Raw genomic sequence first — 23210 nt, 5'->3', positions numbered from 1 at the left:
CGGCCCCCTGAGTTTTTAGTCGGGTTGCAGTCGAGGAGTTCGGGCTAGGGGCTTATTTGCGATCGGCTGCGATGCACTTTTCCACTAAGGGCATGACTTGATCGACATCTTGCCAACCCAGAATTTCTGTGACTTTTTTCTCCAAATTTTTGTAGGTTCTAAAAAATTCGGCTATTTCGTCCAAGCGGTGGGGGGCTACGTCTTTGAGGGACTTATAGTGAGCATAGCGGGGGTCTTTGTCGGGAACGCACAATAGTTTTTCGTCCCTGTCGCCTCCGTCGATCATTTCCAGCATTCCGATCGGACGGGCTGCGATTATGCACCCTGGAAATGTGGGCTCATCCATCATTACCATGCCGTCGAGGGGGTCGCCATCATCGGCTAAGGTATTGGGTATGAAGCCGTAGTCGCACGGATATTGGACTGAGGAAGAAAGCACCCGATCGAGAGCAAAGGCTTGCAAGTCTTTATCAAATTCGTACTTGTTTTTGCTACCGGCGGTAATTTCGATGAGGACGTTGAGCAGTCCTGGTTTCGGCTGTGCCGGAATTAGCGATAAGTCCACAACAATATCTCCAAGTTAACAGATGATTGGGATGAGTGCTACTTGCCAAATCCCTTTGATAGCATTTTACGGGCGATCGGGCTTTTCGGCTGCATGAGATTGACCGAAAGCGGACGAGTGCGATCGGCGTTGCACAATTTGAAGAGGATGCTTGTGGGGTGTCCCGCCTGCTGGGAAAATACACCGGAGGGGCAGGACGCATCCTGCAGTTTGAGGGCGCAATGCTTTGTTTGGGCGATCTAGAGATATTTTCACATCGATATATTCTTTTTACCGTCTGTCTAAGTTCTTTGAATTTTCAATCCCAACCACTGGCTTAGTTCTGTCGCTAACCACTCGATTTCTGATTCACTTAGTCCCTGCTTCACTCCTAGTTGATATTTTTGGTTGCCCGCTTGAACAATCACCTGAGAAACTTCGTATAATTCTGGTCGCTTATCGGGCATAAGAGATTTAATTTCTTCAATTTCCAACTGGCAAATGTCCTGTCTGGGAGCTGGCTGGGAATTCTTCCATCTCAACCCGAGCAGATGGCTACTATAGGATATTTGCTGCCGATCGATTACCAGATGCAATTCCCGAAATAGTGCAAAGATCGACATTACTCCAGCCGCTACTAAAAAACTTCCTGACATCATCCTCAAAACCAATGGATTTATCGGAATTTGGTAATAATTCATCCACAATGCGATACTCGCAGCAACCGCACCCGAAAGTATGGAAACCCAATCAAAAGCGAATCCATGCGGCGGAATTACAATCTCTATCAACTCCGAATTTTTTGTTAATTTAATATCGCTGCCTCGCGGCTGCACGGGTATAATACTTTTGGGTATCTCGCGGGGATTTGCGAGGGAGTTCCATGCTTCCCCAGCCGAAGATAACCGTTTTTCCAAACTCGGTTCGGTCATCCACTCCAGCCAATCAATTAAATTAGGATTTAGTTGCGTTACCCGATCGGCAAATTGAATTTTTAAATCCTGCTGCGACAGTTCGGTGGGATGCAAACCCGTTACCAAATAAATTAAAGTTGCACCTAAACCGTAGAGGTCAGAAGCCTCAACGGAGCGCCCGCCAAATTGTTCCGGCGCCATATATCCGTAAGTTCCCACTACTGTAATTGTCCCACCAATTTTTGCAGCTTGGTTCTGCACCGATCCGAAATCAACTAAATAAACTTGTCCGACAGTGTGGCCGGATCTGCTGTGCAGTAAAATATTGCTAGGTTTAATATCGCGGTGAATAACTGGCGGATTTTGTTCTTGCAAATAAATCAAAATTTCTAACAACGATTTAGCTAATTCTTTCACCTCGCTTTCGCTAAAAGTACGCCCCGAGCGCAAATGATCTTCCAAAGTTTTCCCCTCTACATAAGTTTGTACCAGGGCAAATCCTTTGCTGTCTGGTTCGTCAATTTCCACGTAGTCGAGGTAGCGGGGAATTGCTGGGTGAGAAAGCGTTTTTAAAGTTTCTGCTTCCCGTTCAAATAGCTTGAGGTCTTGCCATTCAAAATCGCTGCCGAGGAATAGCTGTTTGATGACAACTAATTCTTGAGTTTGTAAGTCACGAGCCAGCAAAGTTTGCCGACCAGTTTGTTTTCCTAGTTGTCGTTGTACTTCGTAGCGTTCTTCTAATATTTTGCAAATCCTCATATTTTTAACCTTAATCTTAACTTGATGTTAAACGCTCTTCTTTTAGATATCCGACTTCTTGGAGCAGTCGGATATCTTGGTATTCTATGATTCTTCACTAGCGCTCAAAAGGACAACTAATCAACCGGATATGATATTACTTTTCATTTTAAAGTCCACTTTCTTTTTGATACCATCGGGCAATAGACTTGCTACTTTCCCCCATTGACAGCCCTGCAATTAGCGACTGTACCAGCACTAAAAAAATAAAATCTCCCGGCCCACCACTTATCAGAAAGAGAAAGAAGACGATGCTTAGAGAGGTACAGAACACGATACTAATTGCAGTTAAAACCTGTCGGTGAAGTTTGGGATTAGTTAGGGGAAAAAAACACAAGCGCGTCACAATCCCTACGATTATTGCGTTCCCCCACCCCAGCAGCAAGCCGAGAAAACTACCGATGAATGCTCCCATAATTGTCCCCGCTATCGGCAAAAAAAAGGTGCCGTAAATTGCTGCACAAGCTCCTACACTTAGAGTTCCCATCCAAGTGCTGCGCCCGATCGCATTCCAGAACAAGCTAAAGGTATTCACGGTTTTTCCCTGTTTCAATGGCAGGGAATATTTATTGATTTGCTGCGGTTTTTCTAGAACTTCTTTTGCCATCTGAACCGAGGTGGGACGGCGTTCTAAACTGGGATGTGTCATCCACTTCAGCCAATTGGTAAAACCTGGACTCAGTTGGCTGAATTGCTCGAATTCAATCTGCAAATCTTGTTGCGGTAAATCGGCAGGATGCTGCTTGGTAATTAAGGCGATTAATGTTGCTCCCAAGCCGTACAAGTCGGAAGCGGGAACCGCCCTCCCGCCAAATTGTTCTGGTGGCATATAGCCATAAGTTCCCACAACGGTGACTGTTTTCCCTTGTTGGGTTGCTAGAGTTTGAACTGCACCGAAATCGACTAGGTAGACTTCGCCGACGCTGTTGCCCGATCGATTTTTGAGTAAAATATTGCTGGGTTTAATGTCGCGGTGAATGACCGGGGGCTGTCGCTGGTGCAGGTATGCGAGAATGTCTAATAATGCTGTTGCTAATTGTTTGACTTCGCTTTCGCTGAAGGTGCGGCCGTCTGAAAGATATTCTTGTAGGGATTTGGCTTCGATGTAACTCTGAACTAGGGCGAATCCTTTGCGGTTGGGGGTGTCGATTTCAAAGGAGTCTAGATATCGGGGAATTGCGACATGGGATAGGGATTTTAAGGTTTCGACTTCTCGCTCAAACAGTTTTAAGTCTTCCCAGTTAAAGTCGCTGCTGAATGAGAGGAGTTTGACTACTACTTGCTGTTGGGTTTTTAAGTCGCGGGCGAGTAAGGTTTGCCTTCCTGCTTGCTTGCCGAGCCGCCGATCGCACTGATAGCGATCGGCTAATATTTCTTTTGACAAATCGCCGATGTTTTGTCCGCTCATGTTCTCTTGCCCTAGAACCGATTAAACCTAGTGTAGTTGACAAAAGCGCAATAATCGGAAATGTTCGGGCTACAGCAAAAAACTTTTTCTGTCAAAGAGCAACCGCCTTTAAGAGCCAGCGATCAAGCACCATAAAGACGCCCCTGAGTTAAGTTTGAATTTAATTTTGGATTTGCTTGTAAATTGACTGCACTACGTCGAGCAGGCTCAAGACTTGCTGCCATTCGGGGGCATCGGGGTTGTAGCTTTTGGCGCGCTGAGTTTTCAAACTGTGGTGCAAGAGGGAAAGCAGCGCGTCTGGAGACTGTAAGGAATTCTCCTCTTCATCTGCTGGGGTTTGGGCTGCATTTTCTTCGATATCTTCTTTAATTTTTTGTGCTCTATCGGCGAGGGCTAAAGATCTGCCTGCCAGGTTTTCCGGCATTTTGGGCTGTTCGGACAAAGACGCGCTGGTTAGTTCTACCAATAGTTGACAGACTCGATCGACCCATTCGCGATCGTTTACTGAAAAGGAACCGGATTTGAACACTTGTCCGTCAGGTCTTTGCTGAATGCTTTGTACCTTCTGGATCAGAGGGATAGCCTTAACAGTGATGTTTTCCGGGATTCTGGGGATATCTGACAAGGAGCTCCGAGCAATCTCCAGCAATAGTTGGTAAACCTGATCTACCCACTCAACATCTCCCGATTGCGAATTCCAATTATTCATAACTGACGCTAGTGGTTTTCTATATCTAAGACTAGAACATTGACTATCTGCGAAGGAAGCTCTTTTTAGGAGCCACTAACGCTATTAAGACTTACGCGGGCGGGGTGAGAAACCCGGTTTTTGAGCGGATGTTTCGTCGCCTTTCTCCAAGATTTTTCTCAGAAACCTGGTAACGCTGCCGCCCGTCATAACTATTTTTAAGCGCTTCAAATAATAGAAGTGCTAAGTTTGTTGCCGTAGGTAGTGCGAAGGAAACACGTAGGGCGAAACCCCGGCATCTCGCTGGCAAATTCAAATCCGGTTATATAACCATAATACCTGTTGGAGCTTATTTACAATTACCTCAATAGGATATTCAGGTTAATAGGTGGTGGGGTGGGAGGCGCACCCCCCGATCGCGATTGCCCCACCCGGAACCCTGGCGCCACCGCGAGGATTTGCTGTGGGCTACTGCTATTTTTCTGTGAGATTCCACACACCATCCCAGTTGAGTACATCTGAAAACGCATGCTGAAATAACATACAGCGATCGACGTGCAATTTAGCTGCCTTGTTTTTCGGGTCAACATCCAGAACGGCCTTAAATTCGCCTTCAGCGTCTGTAAAGGCTTGCTTGGCTTTTGGTTCTAAGGCTTTCTTAAACTCGCTCAGCAGTTTTTTCACCCGATCGAGTCCCAGGTTTTCAAATTCCTCATCTAACATTTCTGCAACTGTCTCGCAGGCCCGACTTTTAATTTTCGCCTGCAATAGCTGCCTGATCTCTGCGGGTTTCAGCCTCTTGATTTGGGGATTTGATGGTTGTAAGATGTCTGCTTCCAAGAGCTTTTTGACTTCGCCTTCTTGCAAGTATTTAATATCGTCTGCTGATAGCGGCTTGATTTTTGCTTGCAGCAGCATTTTGGCTTCGTCTTCCGAGAGGTTTTTGATTCCTTCCAATTTCAGCAGTTGGATTTCTGTCTGCAACAGTACGATGAGTTTGTCTGCTTCGGACAGGTTTTTGGGGTCGTACTCTGACAGCTTTTTCAGTTGATATAACAGCTTCCTTAGTTCGTGTTCCAACTGTTGCTCTAGATTGTAGGACAGTTTCTTAATCTCTGCCTCCGGCATTTCGGCGACATCCTTTAAGATGTTTTTCACCTCACTTTCTGAGAGTCTTTGGCTGACTGGAGTTTTGTAATGTTCGCGCCCCTTGGTGTAATGTTCTACAATTTTTTGCTGTGTTTCGGTTAGTGACTTGCCAACGGGCGAGTATCCCTCGCGGATGCCGATGAGTTCGTAAACGATTACGGGTTCGCTTTTGCCTTTGACAGTAATAAAGTCGAGTTCTCGCACGTAGAGCCGATCGGCATAATCTCTGTAAGTATTGTCGCTGATGATCAAGTCGGTGCCGTATTGCTTGCTGGCGCCTTCTAAGCGAGAGGCGAGGTTTACGCCGTCTCCGATCGAAGTCAATTCCATGCGTTTGCTACTGCCGATGTTGCCGCTGACAACTTCATCGGAATGCACGCCCATACCGATGCCGATCGGCAATTCCCCATGTGCCATGCGCTCTTGATTGAACTCTGCCAGTTTTTCCCGCATTTTCACTGCGGTTTGCATCGCGCACCAAGCATGATCCTCTAGGGGCGCTGGAGAGCCAAAAACTGCCATCAGAGCGTCGCCGATGTATTTGTCGAGAGTCCCTCCGTACTCGAATACGACATCTACCATCACTTCAAAATATTTGTTTAGCATCACTACCACTTCTTCGGCTTGCAATTTTTCCGTAAGTGTGGTATAGCTGCGAATGTCTGAGAACAGCACTGAAACGTTTTTGCGCTTACCGCCCAATCCAATATCCCCTGAAGCTAACAAAGCTTCGGCTACTTCAGGCGTCATGTAACGGTACATCAAGTTCTTGACTTGCTTGGCCTCGCTAATATCTTCCATGACGACTAACGCGCCGTTGACCTTGCTGGGGTCGATCGCATCCGTCATAGAATTTATCGAGAGATTGATACTCTGCGGTTTCCCTACACAGGATACCAAAACTTGATCGGGGTAATACTGCTGGCGATCCTTATCGTCTTCGGGAGACAAAGACGCATCAAACCACTTAGCAAAATCGCCTTTTTCTAACTTAATTAACTCGCGCAAAGATTGACCTTCGGCTAATTCGGCATCGCTGACACCCAGTAATTTTGTGGCACTGGGATTGGTCGCTACTATATGGCCTTTTTTATCTGTAGAAATCACGCCGTTAGTCAGGGCGTGCAGCATATCTTTTTGTCTTTGTTCTTGCTGTTTGACTTCTGCAAACAGTTTGGCGTTTTGCAAGGCGACTCCTGCTTGGATATTAAACGCCTTCATAAATTCCATGTCGCTGCGATTGAAACTCGCTTTCCATTGTTCTGGGGCTTGTGGCCAGTTTTCGGGGTTGTAGGGGGGAAATTCTCCTTGTTTTTTTTTGTTCATTAATTGAGTAACTGCGATCAATTTGTGATCTGCATTAAAGACTGGCATACAGAGCATACTGCAAGTACGGTAGCCAGTTTTTGGATCCACTTCTTTGGCCATTTCAGCGCGAGGATCGTCGTACACGTCAAAGGGAATCAACAGCGGTTCGCCGGATTCGGCCACGATGCCTGCAAAACCTGCTGTTCTGGGTATGCGAAGTTCTTTCAAGCTGCCGGCGAACGGGATTTTCGTCCACAGTTCGTCTTTCTCTTCATCGATCAGCCACAGGGTGCTGCGATCGGCGTTCATGAGTTCTTGGGCCTGATCCATCACCCTTTTTAGGGTATCTTCTAAGTCTAAACCGCTCTGAGAAAGAGCGTTGACGGCGTTCATCAGCGCTGTCGCGGCCCGTTGTCTTTGAGTTGCTGCGTAGAAAGATTTAGAAGACTCTAGAATTAGGCGAATCGACGGGGCAAATTCTCGAAAAACTTGTTCGTCTTCTTGAGTAAATCCTGCCTTGTCAATCTGTGATTCTAAAGTACCATAATGTTGGTGGTTGGGTTTGAGTTTATTAATCAGTTGAACTACTGCTACTAACTCTCCTGTTTCTTCGTTGAGCAGGGGCATCGCCAGCATTGTATAAGTGCGATATCCATTTTTTTCGTCAAATTTTTGGGCGTTAGCCGATCGGGGGTCGTTATAAAAATCATAAGGAATGTTCACCACTTTTTTTTCCGTGGCTACTTCTCCCGCAATGCCCACATGGGCGGGAACTCGGATCTCTAGACTTTTGCCATTTTCGTCTTTAGCGACGATCGCCCAGAGTTCATTTTTTTCGTCGTCTAATAAATATATCGTGCTGCGATCGGCATTTAGCAATTCCCCGGTTTTGAGGGTAATCGACTGCAACATTTCGTTAAGGATGGCGTCGAATCCCTGCGCGTCAAGAATATTGTCCAGCATTCCCAGGGTTTGATTGACAACCTTAAGTTTCTCTTCTACTTCCTTAACTACTTCTGTAAAGCTTTCCTTATTTAGGAGATCGAGAACACCGGATAATCCTGGACTTTTGGCAAGAGCGCTACTGCTAGAGGAAGGCTGAGAATATTTTTCCTGATGGTTTTCACTGACAACAGTAAAATCATGGTTTTCACTGACAACAGTGGCCTCTACTGTCACTGTCGTGTTGTTTTCCATAGCTGGCAGATTGGGAGATGCAGATTTCATAGACCTTTACAGAATCTTAAGCGTAAGGGTTAGTCTCTAAGCTAGGAGAGCGGGCAAGTTCATTAGTGAGTCACCTGTCGCACAAAACTCAATTATGTGTGAAAGTATTTCCCAGTTTACAGAACTCCGGCCACAGGCCAAGGGAAATTCAGTTGGCCTTGCTGCTGAACGGAGGGTGGGAGAGTAACGAGGCTATGGGAGTGCTGCAATCTTTTTAGAGATCGCGAATGTTGTTTAAATGGTTTATTAACTGATTTTGACATTGTGCGTACCTGGTTTAAGTAGGTTCTGCCGATCTTTGAGCCGATCGCCTGCAGGAACATGAATGCGTACTGCTGGGAGGACTGCTGAAAGAGGGATGGCATTGTAGGACTATCGGCAATTGTGACACCACCAGTTGCTAGTGATGTGTGCCCTTCTCTACACAATTGTGGTTTTTAACTAGAATTTCTCTCAATTTTGCTGCTCTTAGCTTTCATCCCGTAACTAAACTCACGGGGCTTTCAGCTTTTTTTTGTAAAACTTGCGGTTGCCATTTTTAGTGTAACCTCCGGATCGGAAAAACTCCGCCTTTTAACCCCACGATCGGCTTGAGGGTCAGCTTAGGGTTTGGCAGACTGAGTTTGGCGCAATCCGGCGGCTTCGACAAGCAGGGATTCGGCGAAGGCGATGGCTTCTGTTGCTGAGCGGCCGCTGGCGAGTTGGGCGAGTTCTTCGCGCCGCTGCTCACTGTTGAGGGCGGCCACTCTGACTACTGTACGTTCCATTGGTTCGGAGTGGGCTGCGGCTTCCTCGATACTTGGTTCTGCTTCGATCGTCTGTTTGTTGACGCGAAAATGAAAATCAGCCATCGCAGCGATCAGCGGCTGGTGGGTGACGCAGAGAACTTGGTGTTTGTCGGAGAGTTGGTAGAGTTTTTTGGCGATCGCCCCGGCGACTCTCCCGGAGACTCCGGCGTCGATTTCGTCAAAAATCAGCGTACCGGCACTTTCTATTTGGGAAAAACAAGCTTTGATGGCCAGCAGAAAGCGGCTCATTTCTCCCCCGGAGGCGATCGCGCCCAGAGGTTGCAAAGGTTCGCCCGGATTGGGGCTGAAACAAAAGGCGATTTGGTCGGCACCGGTAGCGGTTGGGGTACAAGGCGAGATTTCGACTTGAAATTGCACTTTTTCCATTGCTAACGGCTTAAGTTCTCCTACGAGGTGCGTTTCTAGTTTGAGGGCTGCTTCGCGCCGCAGGGTGGTGAGGTGGTTGCAAGCGTCTTTTAATTGCTCTAAAGCGTTCTGATATGCGAGTTCTAAGGCTTCCATTGACTCGCCTCCTTCTAAAAGTTCATTTAGTTCGTTTTGAATGCTTTGGTAGTAGGCGATCGCTTCTTTAAGCGGCCCGTATTTGCGGCAAATTTGTTTGAGTTCGCGAATCCGATCTTCTACTTCTTCGAGTCTTTCGGGATCTGCTTCTAATTGTTCGCCGTAGCTGCTAATTTGCCGGCTGGCTTCTGTGGCTTGGGCTAAAGCATCGCTGACCATTTCTAGGATTGGTTGCAACTGCACATCGTAAACCGCCATGTCGCTTAAAATTACTTCGGCTTTGCTCAACAAGTCGGCGGCTGATGCGCTGTCGCCGTCGTTTTGGTAGAGGGCTTGGTGGACTTGGTAACTCTGCTGCTGCAATTCGACGACGTGGCCCAGCCGGATTGATTCTTGTTCTAGCTGTTCGAGTTCGTCGGCGTCTTCGATGTGGGCTTCCCCGAGTTCTCGGACTTGGTATTCTAACAAATCAAGTCTTTGCAGTCGCTGCTGTTCCGACTGACGCCTGCGTTTGAGGGCTGTTTTGGCATTGCTGGCTGAGATCCACGCGGAGGCGATGATCGATCGTGCTTCAGTAAGCTTTTTGCCGCCGTATAAATCCAGCCATTCTCGCTGGAGGGTTTCTTGTCCGAGGTGGACGGTTTGGCCTTGGGCGGTAATTTCGACCAGCCGATCGCGCAGTTGATCCATTAACTGGCGGTTGACGAGAATTCCGTTCAAGCGCGATCTGGTGCGTAGAGCGCCGCTTGATGCGTTAATTTCCCGGCTGCAAACGGCTAAATTTCCGTCTATGGGTTCGATTTCTTGCTCGCCCAGCCACAAAGCTGCGGCTTTGTCCAATTCAAAGGTAGCTTCCAATATTGCCCGCGCTGCTCCGGTGCGAATCGATCGGCGATCGACTTTCCCACCCAACACTGCATCGATCGCATCTAGAATAATCGATTTGCCGGCCCCGGTTTCCCCTGTAAATACGTTCAAACTCGGGCAAAAATCTAGATCCAGGCAGTCAATTAAGGCAAAGTTTTCTATTCTGAGGGATATTAACATGGGGAATTTGGAATTTGGAAATTGGAATTGGAAATTGGAATTAGTAATTAGTAATTAGTAATTAGTAATTGGGAATTGGTAACAACTGTCAACTGGCAACTGACTTCGGCTATAGTTTCAACCACCCAAACAAATCTCCTACCGTCAGCCGCAATTCTGCTGCCCAATCTGGAACGGGCAACACTTCTTCGGGTTTCGCTAAAATTTCTGGTTGCTTTCCAGGGGGATAAATTAAGATCGAGCGCACCATCGGAGCGATCAGCCAACCCATTTGAGTGCCGTTTTTCAGACAGTGTAAAATATTCCCAGTTACTTTAGTTTGACTCTTCCCTGGAGACAGAATTTCAATTGTCCAATCTGGGTAAGTTTCAAATACATTAGCAACATCCCCATTTTCATCAACTGGTATTCTTTCCCAAGTAAATACTGTGACATCTGGCACGATTGACCTGCCGTCAAAAGTACACCGTAATTCAGGAAAAGCTAAGGCAATTTTCTGATTTTTAACTGCGACATTGATTGCTGGGACTAATTCACCTTGAATCCGGCTATGTTTTCCTTGTGGCATAGGTTTTTGGATGATTTGACCGTTGATATATTCGCTAGCTGGTTCGGTTTCGGGCAGTTTTAGAAACTCGGACAAAGTTAGTGTTTTTGTTGGTATTTGTACCATCTTTTACTCCTTTTATTCCATAAAACCCAAATGTTTTCTAGCAGCAAGAGTTACCATTCTGCCCCGACTTGTCCGCTGCAAAAATCCGATTTGCATCAAATAAGGTTCGTATACATCCTCAATGGTTTGAGTGTCTTCTCCTGTAGAAGCTGCGAGAGTTTCTAAGCCCACTGGGCCGCCGTTAAAGTTCTCAATCATTGCTGTCAAAATCCGCCGATCTGTCCAATCTAAACCTAGCGGATCGACGTTGAATAATTCCAGGGCGAGTGAGGCAACTTCGGCATCAATTGGCTTTAAGTTTTTGACTTCGCTGTAGTCTCTAACTCGCCGCAGCAAACGGTTAGCGATCCGGGGCGTTCCGCGAGCTCTGCGGGCAATCTCTATGGCTCCTTCAGGAGTGATTTTAGTGTCGAGAACTTGGGCGGTTCTTTGGACAATTAGACTGAGTTCGTCTATTTCGTAGTAGCGCAATCTTTGGATCAAGCCGAAGCGATCGCGCAATGGAGATGTCAGGGACCCGACTTTTGTGGTTGCTCCTACTAAGGTAAAGGGTTTCAGGGGAATGCTGCGGATTTTGGCACTTTTGCCTTGACCGATCGTAATATCTAAGCGGCAGTCTTCCATCGCCGGATAGAGGATTTCTTCTGTAACTTTAGATAAGCGGTGAATTTCGTCGATAAACAGCACGTCGCCTGCTTTGAGGTTGATCAGCAATCCCACAATATCTCGCGGTTTTTCTAAAGCTGGGGCGGTGGTGATTTTGCATTCAACTTCCATTTCTGCTGCTAAAATTAGCGACATTGTGGTTTTGCCCAACCCTGGAGGCCCGTAGAGTAACAGGTGATCCATCGGTTCGCCGCGAGATTTGGCGGCTGCAATTGCGATCGCCAAAACTTCTCTCAAGTCTTTTTGCCCGATGTATTCAGCTAACCGCTGGGGTCGGATTTTGTCGTCTTGTTTGCTGTTGATTTCGTCGGGTAGTTCTTGCGATTCTAGCAGCGATTCCGCCTCGGGTTTGGCCACTTTTTTGCGACGGGCCGGGGCTATGTCTTCGGGTAGATTTGGGTCGGGGGGCTGTTGTTTGGAGGAGATAATAGCCATATTTATTTGCGATCGGGCAGCGGGAAGTGTTTACAATTGTTGTTAGCAGAATCTTTAAAATTATTGAGTTCGTTATGAGTATTCCATCTTCTTTATTAGCATCGGAAAGCATAACTTTTGAGGGGGCGATCGAGCTGACTCAATCTTTACTGTCGTTCATGGAGGCCGATCGACTTTTACAAGCCGACATCCAGCAAGCTGTTACATCTCTGGTGAAAACACAGAACGGTGCTAGGGGTTTTTTTGTCACCTATCTAACGGACGATCGACAGGAGGCAGATCACCCGTCACCCGGAGTAGTCGAGGCGCTGCGATCGGCTCCTGAGATCGTAGCAGAACTGCTGGTGAAAAATTTGGCGATGTCGGCGGCAATGGTTGTACATCATTCGCGCCAGCAAAAGGAGGAAATGGCGGCCGATTCTGCTAGAGTGCAGGAGCGATCGCGCAATTTAATTCAAATGCTGCAAATGCCAGCCTGTCAAACTATAGCGTCGCAAATGCTAGAAAGTTTGCAAAGTGCCAACGGCAAGTATGAAAAATTTTTCCAGCGGTGGGGCTACGACGACGAGCAAAAACTAGCGATGGGTTCGGCAGTTCGATCGGCGATCGGCTAAAATAACCTCCGAAGGAAGAGGAAAGAAGAAAGAAAGAAGAAGCCGAAGCTAGGGTGGCAGATCCTTGATCAAAGCGGCGGGGCTGTGGAATAATTGCGGTTTAACAAAAGCTGCACAATTGTAGCTTGAGTTGATTTAGGTGTGAAGGTAGTGAACGAGGGCGAAAAAATTGCTGAGAACGGTGAAAGGAGTTGCCCAAAAAGCCCGAAGGGTGCGCGGTAGGCTGCCCGCAATTACGCCCCGGCGGTGGGCGAAGCTGAATCTGCTGGCAACATTGGTGCGCCGGGACTTGGAAGCTCAATACAAAGGCTCGATTCTGGGCAATTTGTGGCCGCTGCTGAATCAGCTATCGCAATTGGTGATTTACACATACGTATTTTCGATCGTCCTCAAGGTAAAGCTCAGCCTTGCAGGCTTCCCAGAAAACAGCGACATTACATTTGGAGTCTGGTTGTTTGCAGGTTTGCTGCCTTGGACTGCCTTCACCAGCGGTTTGATCAAGTCGGGAGTATCGGTGGTGGGGCAGCCAAATTTAGTGAAAAAAGTGGTATTTCCTCTCGGTTTACTGCCCCTAGTGCCGATTTTTACAGCTTTTCTTGAAAGTTCTCTGGGTTTAGCAGCTTTGATTGTGATAGTTGCAGTGTCGTCGCAAAAGCTCAACGCTACTTTATGCTTGCTGCCGCTGGTGTGGATACCTCAGTTGCTGATAACTGCTGGCTTGGGATATTTGACAGCGGGCTTGACTGTATTTTTGCGAGACATTCCTCAGACATTAGGTGTTATTCTAAATTTTTGGTTTTATTTGACGCCGATCGTCTACCCAGCATCAATCATCCCCCAAGAGTGGCGAGGGTGGGTATTTTGGCTAAATCCAATGGCCGCCATCTCGGAGGTTTATCGAGACCTCATACTGCTTGGAGAAGTGAAGCATTGGGGCGAATGGGGTGTCGCCACGCTGATTTCTGCTGTTATATTTTGTGGAGGTTTGGCGGTTTACCGGCGTTTGCGTCCCGCTTTTGCTGACGTGCTGTAAATTTGTGTGAGATCTACAGTCAATCTAAAATCTAAATTCTAAAATCTAAAATCGATTGTGCTGTAAATATGTTTGAGATTTCAAGTCAATCTAAAATCTAAAATCTAAAATCTAAAATCGATTGACTGCCGCCAATGACAGAAAATGTAATTTCACTAAAAAATGTTTCCAAATGCTTTAAGCGGTACGATCGTCCAGGAGACCGCTTAAAGGAAATTATTTACCCCAGCAAAAAACTGGCTGACGAATTTTGGGCCCTGCACGACATCAATCTGGAAATTCCTCAAGGACAAACTCTGGGAATCGTCGGTCGCAACGGTTCGGGGAAAAGCACTCTCCTGCAAATAATTGTGGGGACGCTAACGCCTACCGCAGGAAGCGTGGAGGTTAAAGGGCGAGTCTCCGCTTTGTTGGAACTCGGAAGCGGGTTTAACCCGGAATTTACCGGGCGACAAAATGTGTTTTTTAACGCTCAGTTACTGGGATTCAATCAAAAACAAACTGAAGAAAAATTTGACGATATAGCTGCTTTTGCTGATATTGGCGATTTCATCGAACAGCCAGTCAAAACTTATTCTAGCGGTATGTTTGTCAGGCTAGCTTTTGCTGTTGCGACTAGCGTCGAGCCAGATATTTTGGTGGTTGACGAGGCGCTTTCGGTGGGCGACGAAGCTTTTCAACGCAAGTGTTTTGCCCGCTTGCAAAGCATTCAGGAAGGTGGCGGAACAATTTTATTTGTTTCTCACGCTGCTACTTCTGTGGTGCAACTTTGTACATCGGCGATTTTAATGGATAGCGGTGAATTGCTGCTCGCTCACACGCCGAAGGTGGTAATTTCTAAGTATCAAAAGCTTATTTATGCCGATCCGGATCAGGTTTTGGGGTTGAAGTCAGATATTCGCTCTCTGAACCAACTGACAAAACAGGAAAGTCAAGACCACCTTCAGGAGGCTAATTTAGAAAGCACAAAGAGGGAAGTTAAACCGGATCAACATCTCTCTAAACCCAAGGAATATTACGATGAATTTTACGATCCGGGGATGATACCGTCGAATACGGTAAGGTATCCGTCTCGCGGAGCGGAAATTATCAACCCCCACATCGAGACGCTGAAGGGAAATGTGGTAAATCACTTGCTAGGGCGTCAAGATTATATTTATACTTACTCGGTCACTTTCTCGCGGTCAACTTCCAAGGTTAGGTTTGGAATGTTGATTAAAACGATTAGCGGTTTTGAGTTGGCGGGTGCTTCTTTGAAGGCTTCTACTCAGTCAGTTAGGTATGTGGAAGCGGGAACGACAATTGTAGTTAAGTTTCAGTTTAAATGTTTGCTGAATCCCGGGGTTTATTTTCTGAATGCTGGGGTTGTGGGAACGGTTGATGGAGATTTAACTTATCTGGATCGCTGCGTTGATGTGGCGATGTTTAGAGTTCAGTCTTGTACAGAGTCCTGCGGTAACGGCATCGTTGACTTGCTGATCGAACCGTGTTTAACTGTTGTTAATGCTGATTCTATAGTGAAAGAGCAGTCAACAGAGGTTATCTAAAATTCTGTAAAAACAATGAGCGATATCAATTTAGATTTAGTAGAAAATCCCGTAATCAAAGCATTTATTCAAGATCAAGCTAAGTTTGCCGAAAATTTTAAACTGAATATCTGCGAAGACGATGAAATGTATTTGTTCAGCTTGAACAACGTCAAAGACGATCGCGATCGGGCTTTGGTGCGCTATTATTCGATCGGGCGTCGCATCTTGGATACGGTTAAACAAGTTGTGGAATGGCATTTTGGCAGTTTTGAAAATGTTCCCTCTTTTCTAGATTTTGCCTGCGGTTACGGTCGATTTACCCGGTTTTTGATTCAGGAAATGTCGCCGGAAAAAATTTGGGTTTCTGATATTTATGCTAACGCTGTTAAGTTTCAAACAGAATACTTGGGCGTCAACGGTATTGTCTCGACGGGACAACCAGAAAATTATTTAATTGACCGCAAGTTTGACTGCATTCTGGCTAATTCTTTTTTCAGCCATATGCCCGAAAGGACTTTTACAAGTTGGTTGCAAAATTTGTACGATTTGTTGACTCCTAACGGCATTTTGATGTTCAGCGTTCACGATGAGTGTTTGCGCCTAGCCAATATAGAAATGCCGGCAAATGGTATTTTGTTTAGTCCTCAAAGCGAAAGCCAGTCCTTAGATAAGGAGGAATACGGCACAACTTATGTAACTGAAAAGTTTGTGAGAGAATGTGTCGAGAAAGTTAGCGGAGGCAAAGCTTTTGTTCACCGCATCAAAAAAGGCATATGCAGGTTTCAGGATTTGTATGTTGTCACAAATGAGTTAGTTAGAGATTTTTCGGAGTTTAAATTCCATCATCATCCGGAAGGATATATTGATGTTGCTGCTTTTACGAATAAGGAGAATTTGTATCTGGAAGGATGGGTGGCTGATGTGAATTCCGGCGGTCGAGTTGAGGAGCTGCAAGTGCTGGTAAACGGCGAGGTTGTACAGAAGTGCGAGCCTTTTTACGATCGCCCTGATGTGGCTGGATATTTTGAAAATGATGGGGCTTTGCAGTCGGGTTGGAGGTGTTATTTACCAAAAAACACGGTGGCGCTGCAGGATGTGTTAATAGTCAAAGCAATCAATAACTACGGTTTGGAATGGATTCTGGAAACTTGCACTGTTAAATCGCTGCTTAACCAAAGGCAATCGCAGTCTTTGTTGGGGTCTACTCAGACCAAACTAAAATTACTCGAAACTCAGTTAGCTTCGGCTAAGATAGAATGGGAGCAAAAGCAAAGTAAGTTAATGATTACTGAAACAAAGTTGGAAGAAACTCAAACTGAATTAGTTTTAGCTCAAACGCAATTGGAGCAAACTCAAAATCACTTATTATCCGTGCAAATGCAGTTGGAGAAAACGGAAAATCAACTAATTAATCTCAAACAAGAACTAGAGCAAGCGAAGTGTCGAGTTTTAGCAATGGAAAGCAGCAAGTTCTGGAAGATCAGAAGCGCGTGGTTTCAAGTCAGGCGATCCCTGGGCTTAGCGGGAGAGTAGCGAGTAAATTTGGTGTGGGAATTAGGGCGAGGGAGATAAATTGTGAGTACAAATGACAGCAAACCGTCGGTTTTTATTGTTACCGGAATGCACCGTTCCGGTACGTCTTTAACAGCTTCTTTGTTTCAGAAAGTCGGGGTTGATATTGGCAAAAAGTTAGTGGGCCCGGCCGACGGAAATGTGAAAGGTCATTTCGAGAATGTTGATTTTGTGGAGTTTCACAAAAGTGTTTTGCGATCGCACGGTATTGATGAACTCGGATGTACGTTTGAAAAAACGATTCCGGTAGCAGCGGAATACGTGGAAATCGCCAAACGCGCGATCGACCAAAATCAACAAACTCACAAACATTGGGGTTGGAAAGACCCGCGAACAGCCCTTTTTTGGGATTTTTGGCTGACTTTACTCCCCGAAGCTAATTTTATCTGTGTTTATCGATCGCCCTGGGAAGTAGTCGATTCCCTTTACCGCCGGGGAACCGATGTCAGCTTGCTGCAAAATCCCGAAATGGCAGTAAAAATGTGGATTCACTACAATCAAAAAGTTTTAGAACTTTACGAACGTTTCCCCGATCGCTGTCTCCTAGCCAACGTTTACCCCATCGGCAACACTCCTGAACTTTTCCTCGATCGAGTCAACGAAAAATTTAATGTTAACTTAGGTGCCATACCGGGCGACAATTTTGAAGAATCTTTATTAGTCAACGATATTGTCAAAAGTCACAGACCGAGTTTAATAGAAAAATATTTTCCCGAAGCATTAGAACTATATGAACTTTTGGAAACCCAAGCTGGCAATCTGAGCAGCGAATCGAAAGGTGCGATCGCTCAAGTTATTCATTTCCCCGCCTCTCCAGTCTGGCCATTTGAAGATTGGCTAAAAATCCGCTTGCTGGAAAAACAGCAAAAAATTAGGTCTTCCGAACTCAAACAGTGGCAAGAAGAATTTCACCATGCCCAAGCGAAAGTGTTGGGATTAGAGACAGAATTAGGAGCAACTCAAGTACAGCTTGCAGGCAAAGAATCAAATTTTCAAGAAGCTTTAGCAAAACTCCTCGGATTAGAAACAGAATTAGGACAAACTCAGGTACAGCTTGCAGGCAAAGAATCGCAATTTCAAGAAGCTTTAACAAAAGTCTTAAAATTAGAAGCAGAATTAGGACAAACTCAGGTACAGCTTGCAGGCAAAGAATCGCAATTTCAAGAAGCGTTAGCGAAACTCCTCGGATTAGAAACAGAATTAGGACAAACTCAGGTACAGCTTGCAGGCAAAGAATCGCAATTTCAAACAGCTTTAGCGAAAGTATTAGAATTAGAAGCAGAATTAGGACAAACTCAGGTACAATTTGAAGAGACTGAATTTATATTGCAGCAAAAGTTAGCTGAATTACTTCAGTTAGAAACAGCACAAAGTCAAACTCAGGAAAAATTAAAGGATACTCAGGAAAATTTAGAACAAGCCTGCCAGGAAAATGAACTTTTTCGGGCAGAACTTGCTACAATCAAGTCTTCTAGATGGTGGCAAGTGAGAGAAAAATGGTGGGAAGTTCAGCGCAGAATCCGCGAATTGTTCCCTAAATTTATTTTTTCGTTAGACCAACCCACTACTTGGCAAGTTTGCGATTCCCACCTGCTAATTGTGGGCTGGGTTTTTCACAAAAAAAGAGAGACTACAGCAGTCCGGGCCAGAATTAAAGACCAGAGTTTTGCGGGCGTTTACGGCATAGATAGAAGTGATATAGCGCTAGCACACTCTAATATTCCGGCTGCGAAGAAATCAGGTTTTACAATTGAATTGGAAGCGCCTGCCGGACGGCACGAAGTGCTACTGGAAGCGCAAGATGATCGAGGTAAATGGCATTTGTTGGCAGCTTATCCGTTGTTAGTTTCAACGATTCAAGCATCGTTAGATGTACCGGTGGTGTGGGAACAGCGTCAGGGTCAAATTTTGTTTGCAGGTTGGTGCTGCCACCACGATCGCAAAATTGCTAAATTAAGCTTGTTGTGCGGCGATATTTCTGTAGAATGCGCCTACGGTTTGCGGCGAAAAGATGTCGGCGAAGTGTTTCCTGACTGGGTTAACAGTTCGGAAAGCGGTTTTGAGGCCATTGTCGATTTGCCTCCGGGCGAATGGCACGTTTCTCTGCAAGCTGAGTTAGAAACCGGGGAAATTTTGTCTTTTCAAGCGCCTAAAATATTGACCGTGCGGCGCTACGAGATCTGGCAGCGAAGTGCTGAGAAATTTGAGGAGTTATCAAGGTTTACAGCCGCAATTCAGCAGCGGGCGAAGGAGAGAAAACAGCGTCTCGGCAGAATTGTGCCGATGCCTTGGGAAATTGTGAAGGTGATTCGCCAGTTGGGGAAAATTTATCGGCAGCAAAAACAGTTTACTGCGCCGGGAGATTTACTGCCACCTGCGGGTTTTGTGGTGCCTCAACCAATTGATAGATATGACGCATGGCTTCAGGTGAATCAGTGGAACGATCGCGCGCGCGATTACTTAATTTCTCGGTTAAAATCCTGCCGGGAACCCCTGCCAAAAATTTCGGTAGTAATGCCAGTTTACAACCCGCAGATAGATTTTCTCGAAAGTGCGATCGACAGCGTAATCAATCAAGTTTATCCAAACTGGGAACTCTGCATTGCCGACGATTGCAGCAGCGATTTCACTGTTGCTGACACTTTGAAAAACTGGGTTCAAAAGGACGATCGTATCCGCATCACATTTCGTACAGAAAACGGCAACATCAGCGCAGCCACCAACAGCGCCGCCGCCCTCGCAACAGGCGACATCCTCCTGTTTTTAGACAACGACGACGAACTCACTCCCGACGCATTAGGCGAAGTCGCCTTATATTTTGCCTCACATCCAGCTACCGATTTTCTCTATTCCGACGACGACAAAATCGACACTAAAGGTCGCCGCTTCGCCCCGCAATTCAAACCGGAATGGTCGCCGGAACTGCTGCTTTCCTATATGTATCTCGGTCATTTGTGCGCCGTGAGAAGACACATTTTTGAACAAATAGGCGGTTTGCGGATAGGTCTTGAAGGCTCGCAAGATTACGATTTTGCATTGAGAGCAACCGAAATTTCTCGCCACGTCGCGCACCTGCCGTTAGTGCTGTATCACTGGCGAACCGCACCCGGTTCTACAGCCATATCTGGGGCCGCGAAACCTGCCAGTTTTGCCGCAGGTCAAAAAGCCATTCAAGATGCACTAAACCGTCGCCAAATTAACGGCAATGTCGCTCAGCACGCATGGGCGATTAAAGAAAATTTGGGCATATTTTCCCAGGATTTCCCGGATAATGGCCCATCAGTAACGCTAATTATTCCTACTAAAAATCAGTTTAAATTGCTGAAAGCCTGTCTGGATTCTCTAGAAACTACCACATATAAAAATTATCAAGTTGCCGTCATCGACAACGAAAGCGACGATCCTAAAACTCTAGAATATTTAAAGCAATTAAATTGCCAAGTTTTGCATATAAAAAATCCTGGTGGCAAGTTTAGTTTTGCAGCAATTAACAACCGCGCTGCCGAACAAGTTGATAGCGAATATGTGTTGTTTTTGAACAACGATACTGAAGTAATTAACCCGCGCTGGCTGAGTCAAATGGTGGGATACGCTCAAATCCCTGGCGTGGGTGCAGTCGGCGCGAGGCTGTTATATCCCGACGGCAGAATTCAGCACGCGGGCGTAATTCACGGGCTGCATCACGGCTTGGCTGGTCACGCTTTTAAGCTGATGAACAGCGACAATCGAGGCTATCTGTCTCAAGCGATGGTAACGCGAAATTACTCTGCGGTAACAGCCGCTTGCACGATTACTCCGCGTCAATTGTTCTTAGAATTGGGCGGTTTTGATGAGGAGAATTTTGCTGTTGCTTACAATGATGCAGATTATGGATACCGACTGTTAGAACGGGGTTATCGGTGCGTATATTGTGCCGAGGCGGAGTTGTTGCACAAAGAGGGAACTTCTAGGGGTTTTACCGACAATCCTCAAGAAGTGGCGGCTTTTAGACGCAAGTATGCGGGGAAAAAAGACAGTTTTTACAGTCCTCACTTGTCTTTAGAAGATGAGTATTTTCATATTCAACCTCGACGGGTTTTTATGAAGGAAGAAGGTTCGGCAACGGATTTTGTAACGGATGTAACGGATGGAAAGAAGAAAGAAAAAATAAAAGGTGATAATTTTGGTGCTTTGATATCAGTAAATAATTTTGTAAATCCTATCAGAGTTTTGATGTGCAGCAATTCGCTGGATTTCACTGGTGCGCCGCTGCATCAGTACGAAATCGCGGTGAAATTGGCGGCTGAGGGTGTGATTAAGCCGATCGTACTTTGCACAACAGAGGGGCCTCTGCGTCAAGCTTACGAACAGCAGGGAATTGAAGTAATTGTGCGCGACAATCCTCTCGAACACATCTATCAGCGCGATGCTTATGATGAAGCCATCCGCAGTTTTAGCACAGAAATTGCAAGTTTAAAAGTAGATACAATTTATGCCAATACTTTAGAAAACTTTTTTGTAGTTGATGCGGCGCGAGAAATCGGAATTCCTGTGGTGTGGAACGTACACGAAAGCGAACCTTGGCAAACTTATTTTAACAGGTTTGGTTCTGAGATTGCGGCGAGAGCTTTAGAGTGTTTTCGCTTTCCTTACAAGGTGATTTTTGTGGCGGATGCAACGCGGGACAGGTATTGGTCTCTCAACAGCCACCACAATTTTACCGTGATTCACAACGGTTTAGATTTGAGCAAACTACAAAATTCTGACTATGGTGAATTGCCTAGAAAAAGTTTAGGTGTTGCAGCGGAAGATGTGGTTATTTTGCTGCTTGGAACTGTATGCGAACGCAAAGGCCAGCAGGATTTAGTTAAGGCACTTTCTCTTTTGCCTGACAAATGGCACAATAAAATTAGGTGTTTTATTGTGGGCGATCGCCCGAGTATTTACAGCAATAAATTAGCCGAGTTGGTGGGAGAATTGCCACAAGAGTTGCGACAAAGGGTGACAGTAGTCCCGGAAACTGGAGAGACGGCAAAATATTACAAAGCGGCTGATATATTTGTTTGCACTTCTCGCGTAGAAAGTTTTCCGAGAGTGATTTTGGAGGCTATGGCTTGCGATTTGCCAATTATTACCACGCCTGTTTTTGGAATTAGAGAACAAGTGCGGTCTGGAATTAATGGTTTGTTTTATACGCCCGATCGTCCGGACGAATTAGTGGCAGGTTTGATTAGTTTATTGGAGGATCGATCATTGCGGCAGCAGTTAGCTGGAAACGCTAAATATGTCTTGGATTCGCTTAATACTTTTGAAGAAATGACTCAAGATTATGCAGATATTTTCTGCGAAGCATATTTCAGCAGTCATTAGTCATCTTACAATGCCAGCGTCCCGCCCAGCCAAGCGCAGTAAATCAACTCGTAGACTTGGGGCAGGATTTGATATAATTTGCCAAGACTTGCGGAACATATTGAAAATTGAGCCATCAATACTATAAAATCAAAAATGAACCATGAAAAAATGACCGATCGCCCAAGAGTAGATTATGAAAGGGCATGGGACAGTTACGCCCAACAGTGGCAAAAAACTAATGCCGAACTTGCCCATATTGGCGACGAATGGATAGGTAAAGCTGCCGGTGCCGCCAACTCCTTAGCCGAATACGAAGCGCTGATAGAACAGCAATTTATTGCACCGTACATCAAAAAAGAACATACGGTTTTAGAAATTGGTATCGGCGGGGGAAAAACCGGTTCGCTGCTGCTGAAATATTGCGATCGACTAATTTGTGCCGACATTTCCAGTCAAATGCTGCAAGCGGCGCGATCGCGCTTGGGAGACGATCGCGTTTCTTACGTCAAACTCGACGGTTTAACATTAGACGGCATCGCCCCAAGTTCAGCCGATGTCTGCTTTTGTTACGATACAATGGTACACGTAGAGCCGGTAGATATATTCAACTACCTGACTCGAATTCCCAAACTGCTGCGGGGCGATCGAATTTGCGTGTTTCACCACACAAATATTTTTAGCGAATTAGGGTGGCAAAAATTCGCCAGCGAGTGGGACAAAAACTTGCTAGGGCACAGAGACGGCACAGCCTTTTCAGTTATGACTGATACAATTATGGAAAAATTTCTCAACCATTTAAACTATCAAATCATCCTGAAAAATACATCTTCAGTACCGCGAGATTGCGTCTGGATCTGCAAAGCACCAACCCCCAATGAATAAAACCAAAGCTTTTTAGCCGAATCAAAATATTTTATTCTAACAGTCAACAGTCAACAGTCAACAGTCAACAGTCAACAGTCAA

15 protein-coding genes are annotated in these 23210 nt (G+C 45.8%); 6 read left to right on the top strand and 9 right to left on the bottom strand.

The annotated features are described in order from the left end of the window. Positions 1–52: 52 nt before the first annotated feature. The 9 genes from QUB14_RS07555 to ruvB form a co-directional block, all read right to left on the bottom strand. Positions 53–565, bottom strand: a complete 513-nt coding sequence (locus QUB14_RS07555) for an inorganic diphosphatase (protein ID WP_006634582.1) — start codon at positions 563–565, stop codon at positions 53–55. A gap of 66 nt (positions 566–631) precedes the next feature. Next, positions 632–820 carry a hypothetical protein gene (locus QUB14_RS07550; protein WP_333216026.1) on the bottom strand — a complete coding sequence of 63 codons (189 nt, stop codon included), beginning with the start codon at positions 818–820 and terminating at the stop codon, positions 632–634. A gap of 26 nt (positions 821–846) precedes the next feature. Then, positions 847–2217: a serine/threonine-protein kinase gene (locus QUB14_RS07545; protein ID WP_333216024.1), complete on the bottom strand. Its 1371-nt coding sequence runs from the start codon at positions 2215–2217 to the stop codon at positions 847–849. A gap of 148 nt (positions 2218–2365) precedes the next feature. After that, positions 2366–3664, bottom strand: coding sequence for a serine/threonine-protein kinase (locus QUB14_RS07540; protein ID WP_333216022.1), 1299 nt, complete (start codon positions 3662–3664; stop codon positions 2366–2368). A gap of 160 nt (positions 3665–3824) precedes the next feature. Continuing rightward, positions 3825–4373 (bottom strand): inorganic pyrophosphatase, encoded by a 549-nt coding sequence (locus QUB14_RS07535; protein WP_333216020.1) that lies wholly within the window; start codon positions 4371–4373, stop codon positions 3825–3827. A gap of 453 nt (positions 4374–4826) precedes the next feature. Further along, positions 4827–8036: a GAF domain-containing protein gene (locus QUB14_RS07530; RefSeq protein ID WP_333216018.1), complete on the bottom strand. Its 3210-nt coding sequence runs from the start codon at positions 8034–8036 to the stop codon at positions 4827–4829. Positions 8037–8638: 602 nt separating this feature from the next. After that, the gene (recN, locus tag QUB14_RS07525) at positions 8639–10393 is read right to left on the bottom strand and encodes a DNA repair protein RecN (RefSeq protein WP_333216016.1); all 1755 of its coding nucleotides are present in this window, start codon (positions 10391–10393) and stop codon (positions 8639–8641) included. Between the two features lie 109 nt (positions 10394–10502). After that, positions 10503–11066 carry a Uma2 family endonuclease gene (locus QUB14_RS07520; protein ID WP_333216014.1) on the bottom strand — a complete coding sequence of 188 codons (564 nt, stop codon included), beginning with the start codon at positions 11064–11066 and terminating at the stop codon, positions 10503–10505. Between the two features lie 12 nt (positions 11067–11078). Next, positions 11079–12167, bottom strand: a complete 1089-nt coding sequence (gene ruvB / locus QUB14_RS07515; RefSeq protein WP_006634589.1) for a Holliday junction branch migration DNA helicase RuvB — start codon at positions 12165–12167, stop codon at positions 11079–11081. Positions 12168–12241: 74 nt separating this feature from the next. Here ruvB and QUB14_RS07510 point away from each other — a divergent pair, with 74 nt between their 5' ends. The 6 genes from QUB14_RS07510 (at position 12242) to QUB14_RS07485 (ending at position 23128) form a co-directional block, all read left to right on the top strand. Beyond that, positions 12242–12781, top strand: coding sequence for a hypothetical protein (locus QUB14_RS07510; protein ID WP_333216012.1), 540 nt, complete (start codon positions 12242–12244; stop codon positions 12779–12781). A 181-nt stretch (positions 12782–12962) separates the two neighbouring features. After that, positions 12963–13814, top strand: coding sequence for an ABC transporter permease (locus QUB14_RS07505; RefSeq protein ID WP_445251820.1), 852 nt, complete (start codon positions 12963–12965; stop codon positions 13812–13814). Positions 13815–13948: 134 nt separating this feature from the next. Continuing rightward, positions 13949–15361: an ABC transporter ATP-binding protein gene (locus tag QUB14_RS07500; RefSeq protein ID WP_333216010.1), complete on the top strand. Its 1413-nt coding sequence runs from the start codon at positions 13949–13951 to the stop codon at positions 15359–15361. Between the two features lie 15 nt (positions 15362–15376). Beyond that, the gene (locus tag QUB14_RS07495) at positions 15377–16876 is read left to right on the top strand and encodes a methyltransferase (protein WP_333216008.1); all 1500 of its coding nucleotides are present in this window, start codon (positions 15377–15379) and stop codon (positions 16874–16876) included. 42 nt (positions 16877–16918) lie between these two features. Next, positions 16919–22264, top strand: a complete 5346-nt coding sequence (locus QUB14_RS07490; RefSeq protein ID WP_333216005.1) for a glycosyltransferase — start codon at positions 16919–16921, stop codon at positions 22262–22264. Between the two features lie 135 nt (positions 22265–22399). Then, positions 22400–23128 (top strand): class I SAM-dependent methyltransferase, encoded by a 729-nt coding sequence (locus tag QUB14_RS07485; protein ID WP_333216003.1) that lies wholly within the window; start codon positions 22400–22402, stop codon positions 23126–23128. Positions 23129–23210: the final 82 nt, after the last annotated feature.

Source organism: Microcoleus sp. B3-D2, from assembly GCF_036705345.1.
Lineage (GTDB): Bacteria > Cyanobacteriota > Cyanobacteriia > Cyanobacteriales > Microcoleaceae > Microcoleus.
Note: the sequence above shows the minus strand (reverse complement) of the source record. Positions and strands in the feature narration are given on the sequence as shown.

Excerpts from the sequence above, each read along its gene's own strand:
- QUB14_RS07535 (WP_333216020.1), bottom strand. The coding sequence starts at position 4,373 with ATGAATAATTGGAATTCGCAATCGGGAGATGTTGAGTGGGTAGATCAG.
- QUB14_RS07520 (WP_333216014.1), bottom strand. The coding sequence starts at position 11,066 with ATGGTACAAATACCAACAAAAACACTAACTTTGTCCGAGTTTCTAAAA.
- QUB14_RS07530 (WP_333216018.1), bottom strand. The coding sequence starts at position 8,036 with ATGAAATCTGCATCTCCCAATCTGCCAGCTATGGAAAACAACACGACA.
- QUB14_RS07540 (WP_333216022.1), bottom strand. The coding sequence starts at position 3,664 with ATGAGCGGACAAAACATCGGCGATTTGTCAAAAGAAATATTAGCCGAT.
- ruvB (WP_006634589.1), bottom strand. The coding sequence starts at position 12,167 with ATGGCTATTATCTCCTCCAAACAACAGCCCCCCGACCCAAATCTACCC.
- QUB14_RS07510 (WP_333216012.1), top strand. The coding sequence starts at position 12,242 with ATGAGTATTCCATCTTCTTTATTAGCATCGGAAAGCATAACTTTTGAG.
- QUB14_RS07495 (WP_333216008.1), top strand. The coding sequence starts at position 15,377 with ATGAGCGATATCAATTTAGATTTAGTAGAAAATCCCGTAATCAAAGCA.
- QUB14_RS07500 (WP_333216010.1), top strand. The coding sequence starts at position 13,949 with ATGACAGAAAATGTAATTTCACTAAAAAATGTTTCCAAATGCTTTAAG.
- recN (WP_333216016.1), bottom strand. The coding sequence starts at position 10,393 with ATGTTAATATCCCTCAGAATAGAAAACTTTGCCTTAATTGACTGCCTG.
- QUB14_RS07545 (WP_333216024.1), bottom strand. The coding sequence starts at position 2,217 with ATGAGGATTTGCAAAATATTAGAAGAACGCTACGAAGTACAACGACAA.
- QUB14_RS07485 (WP_333216003.1), top strand. The coding sequence starts at position 22,400 with ATGAACCATGAAAAAATGACCGATCGCCCAAGAGTAGATTATGAAAGG.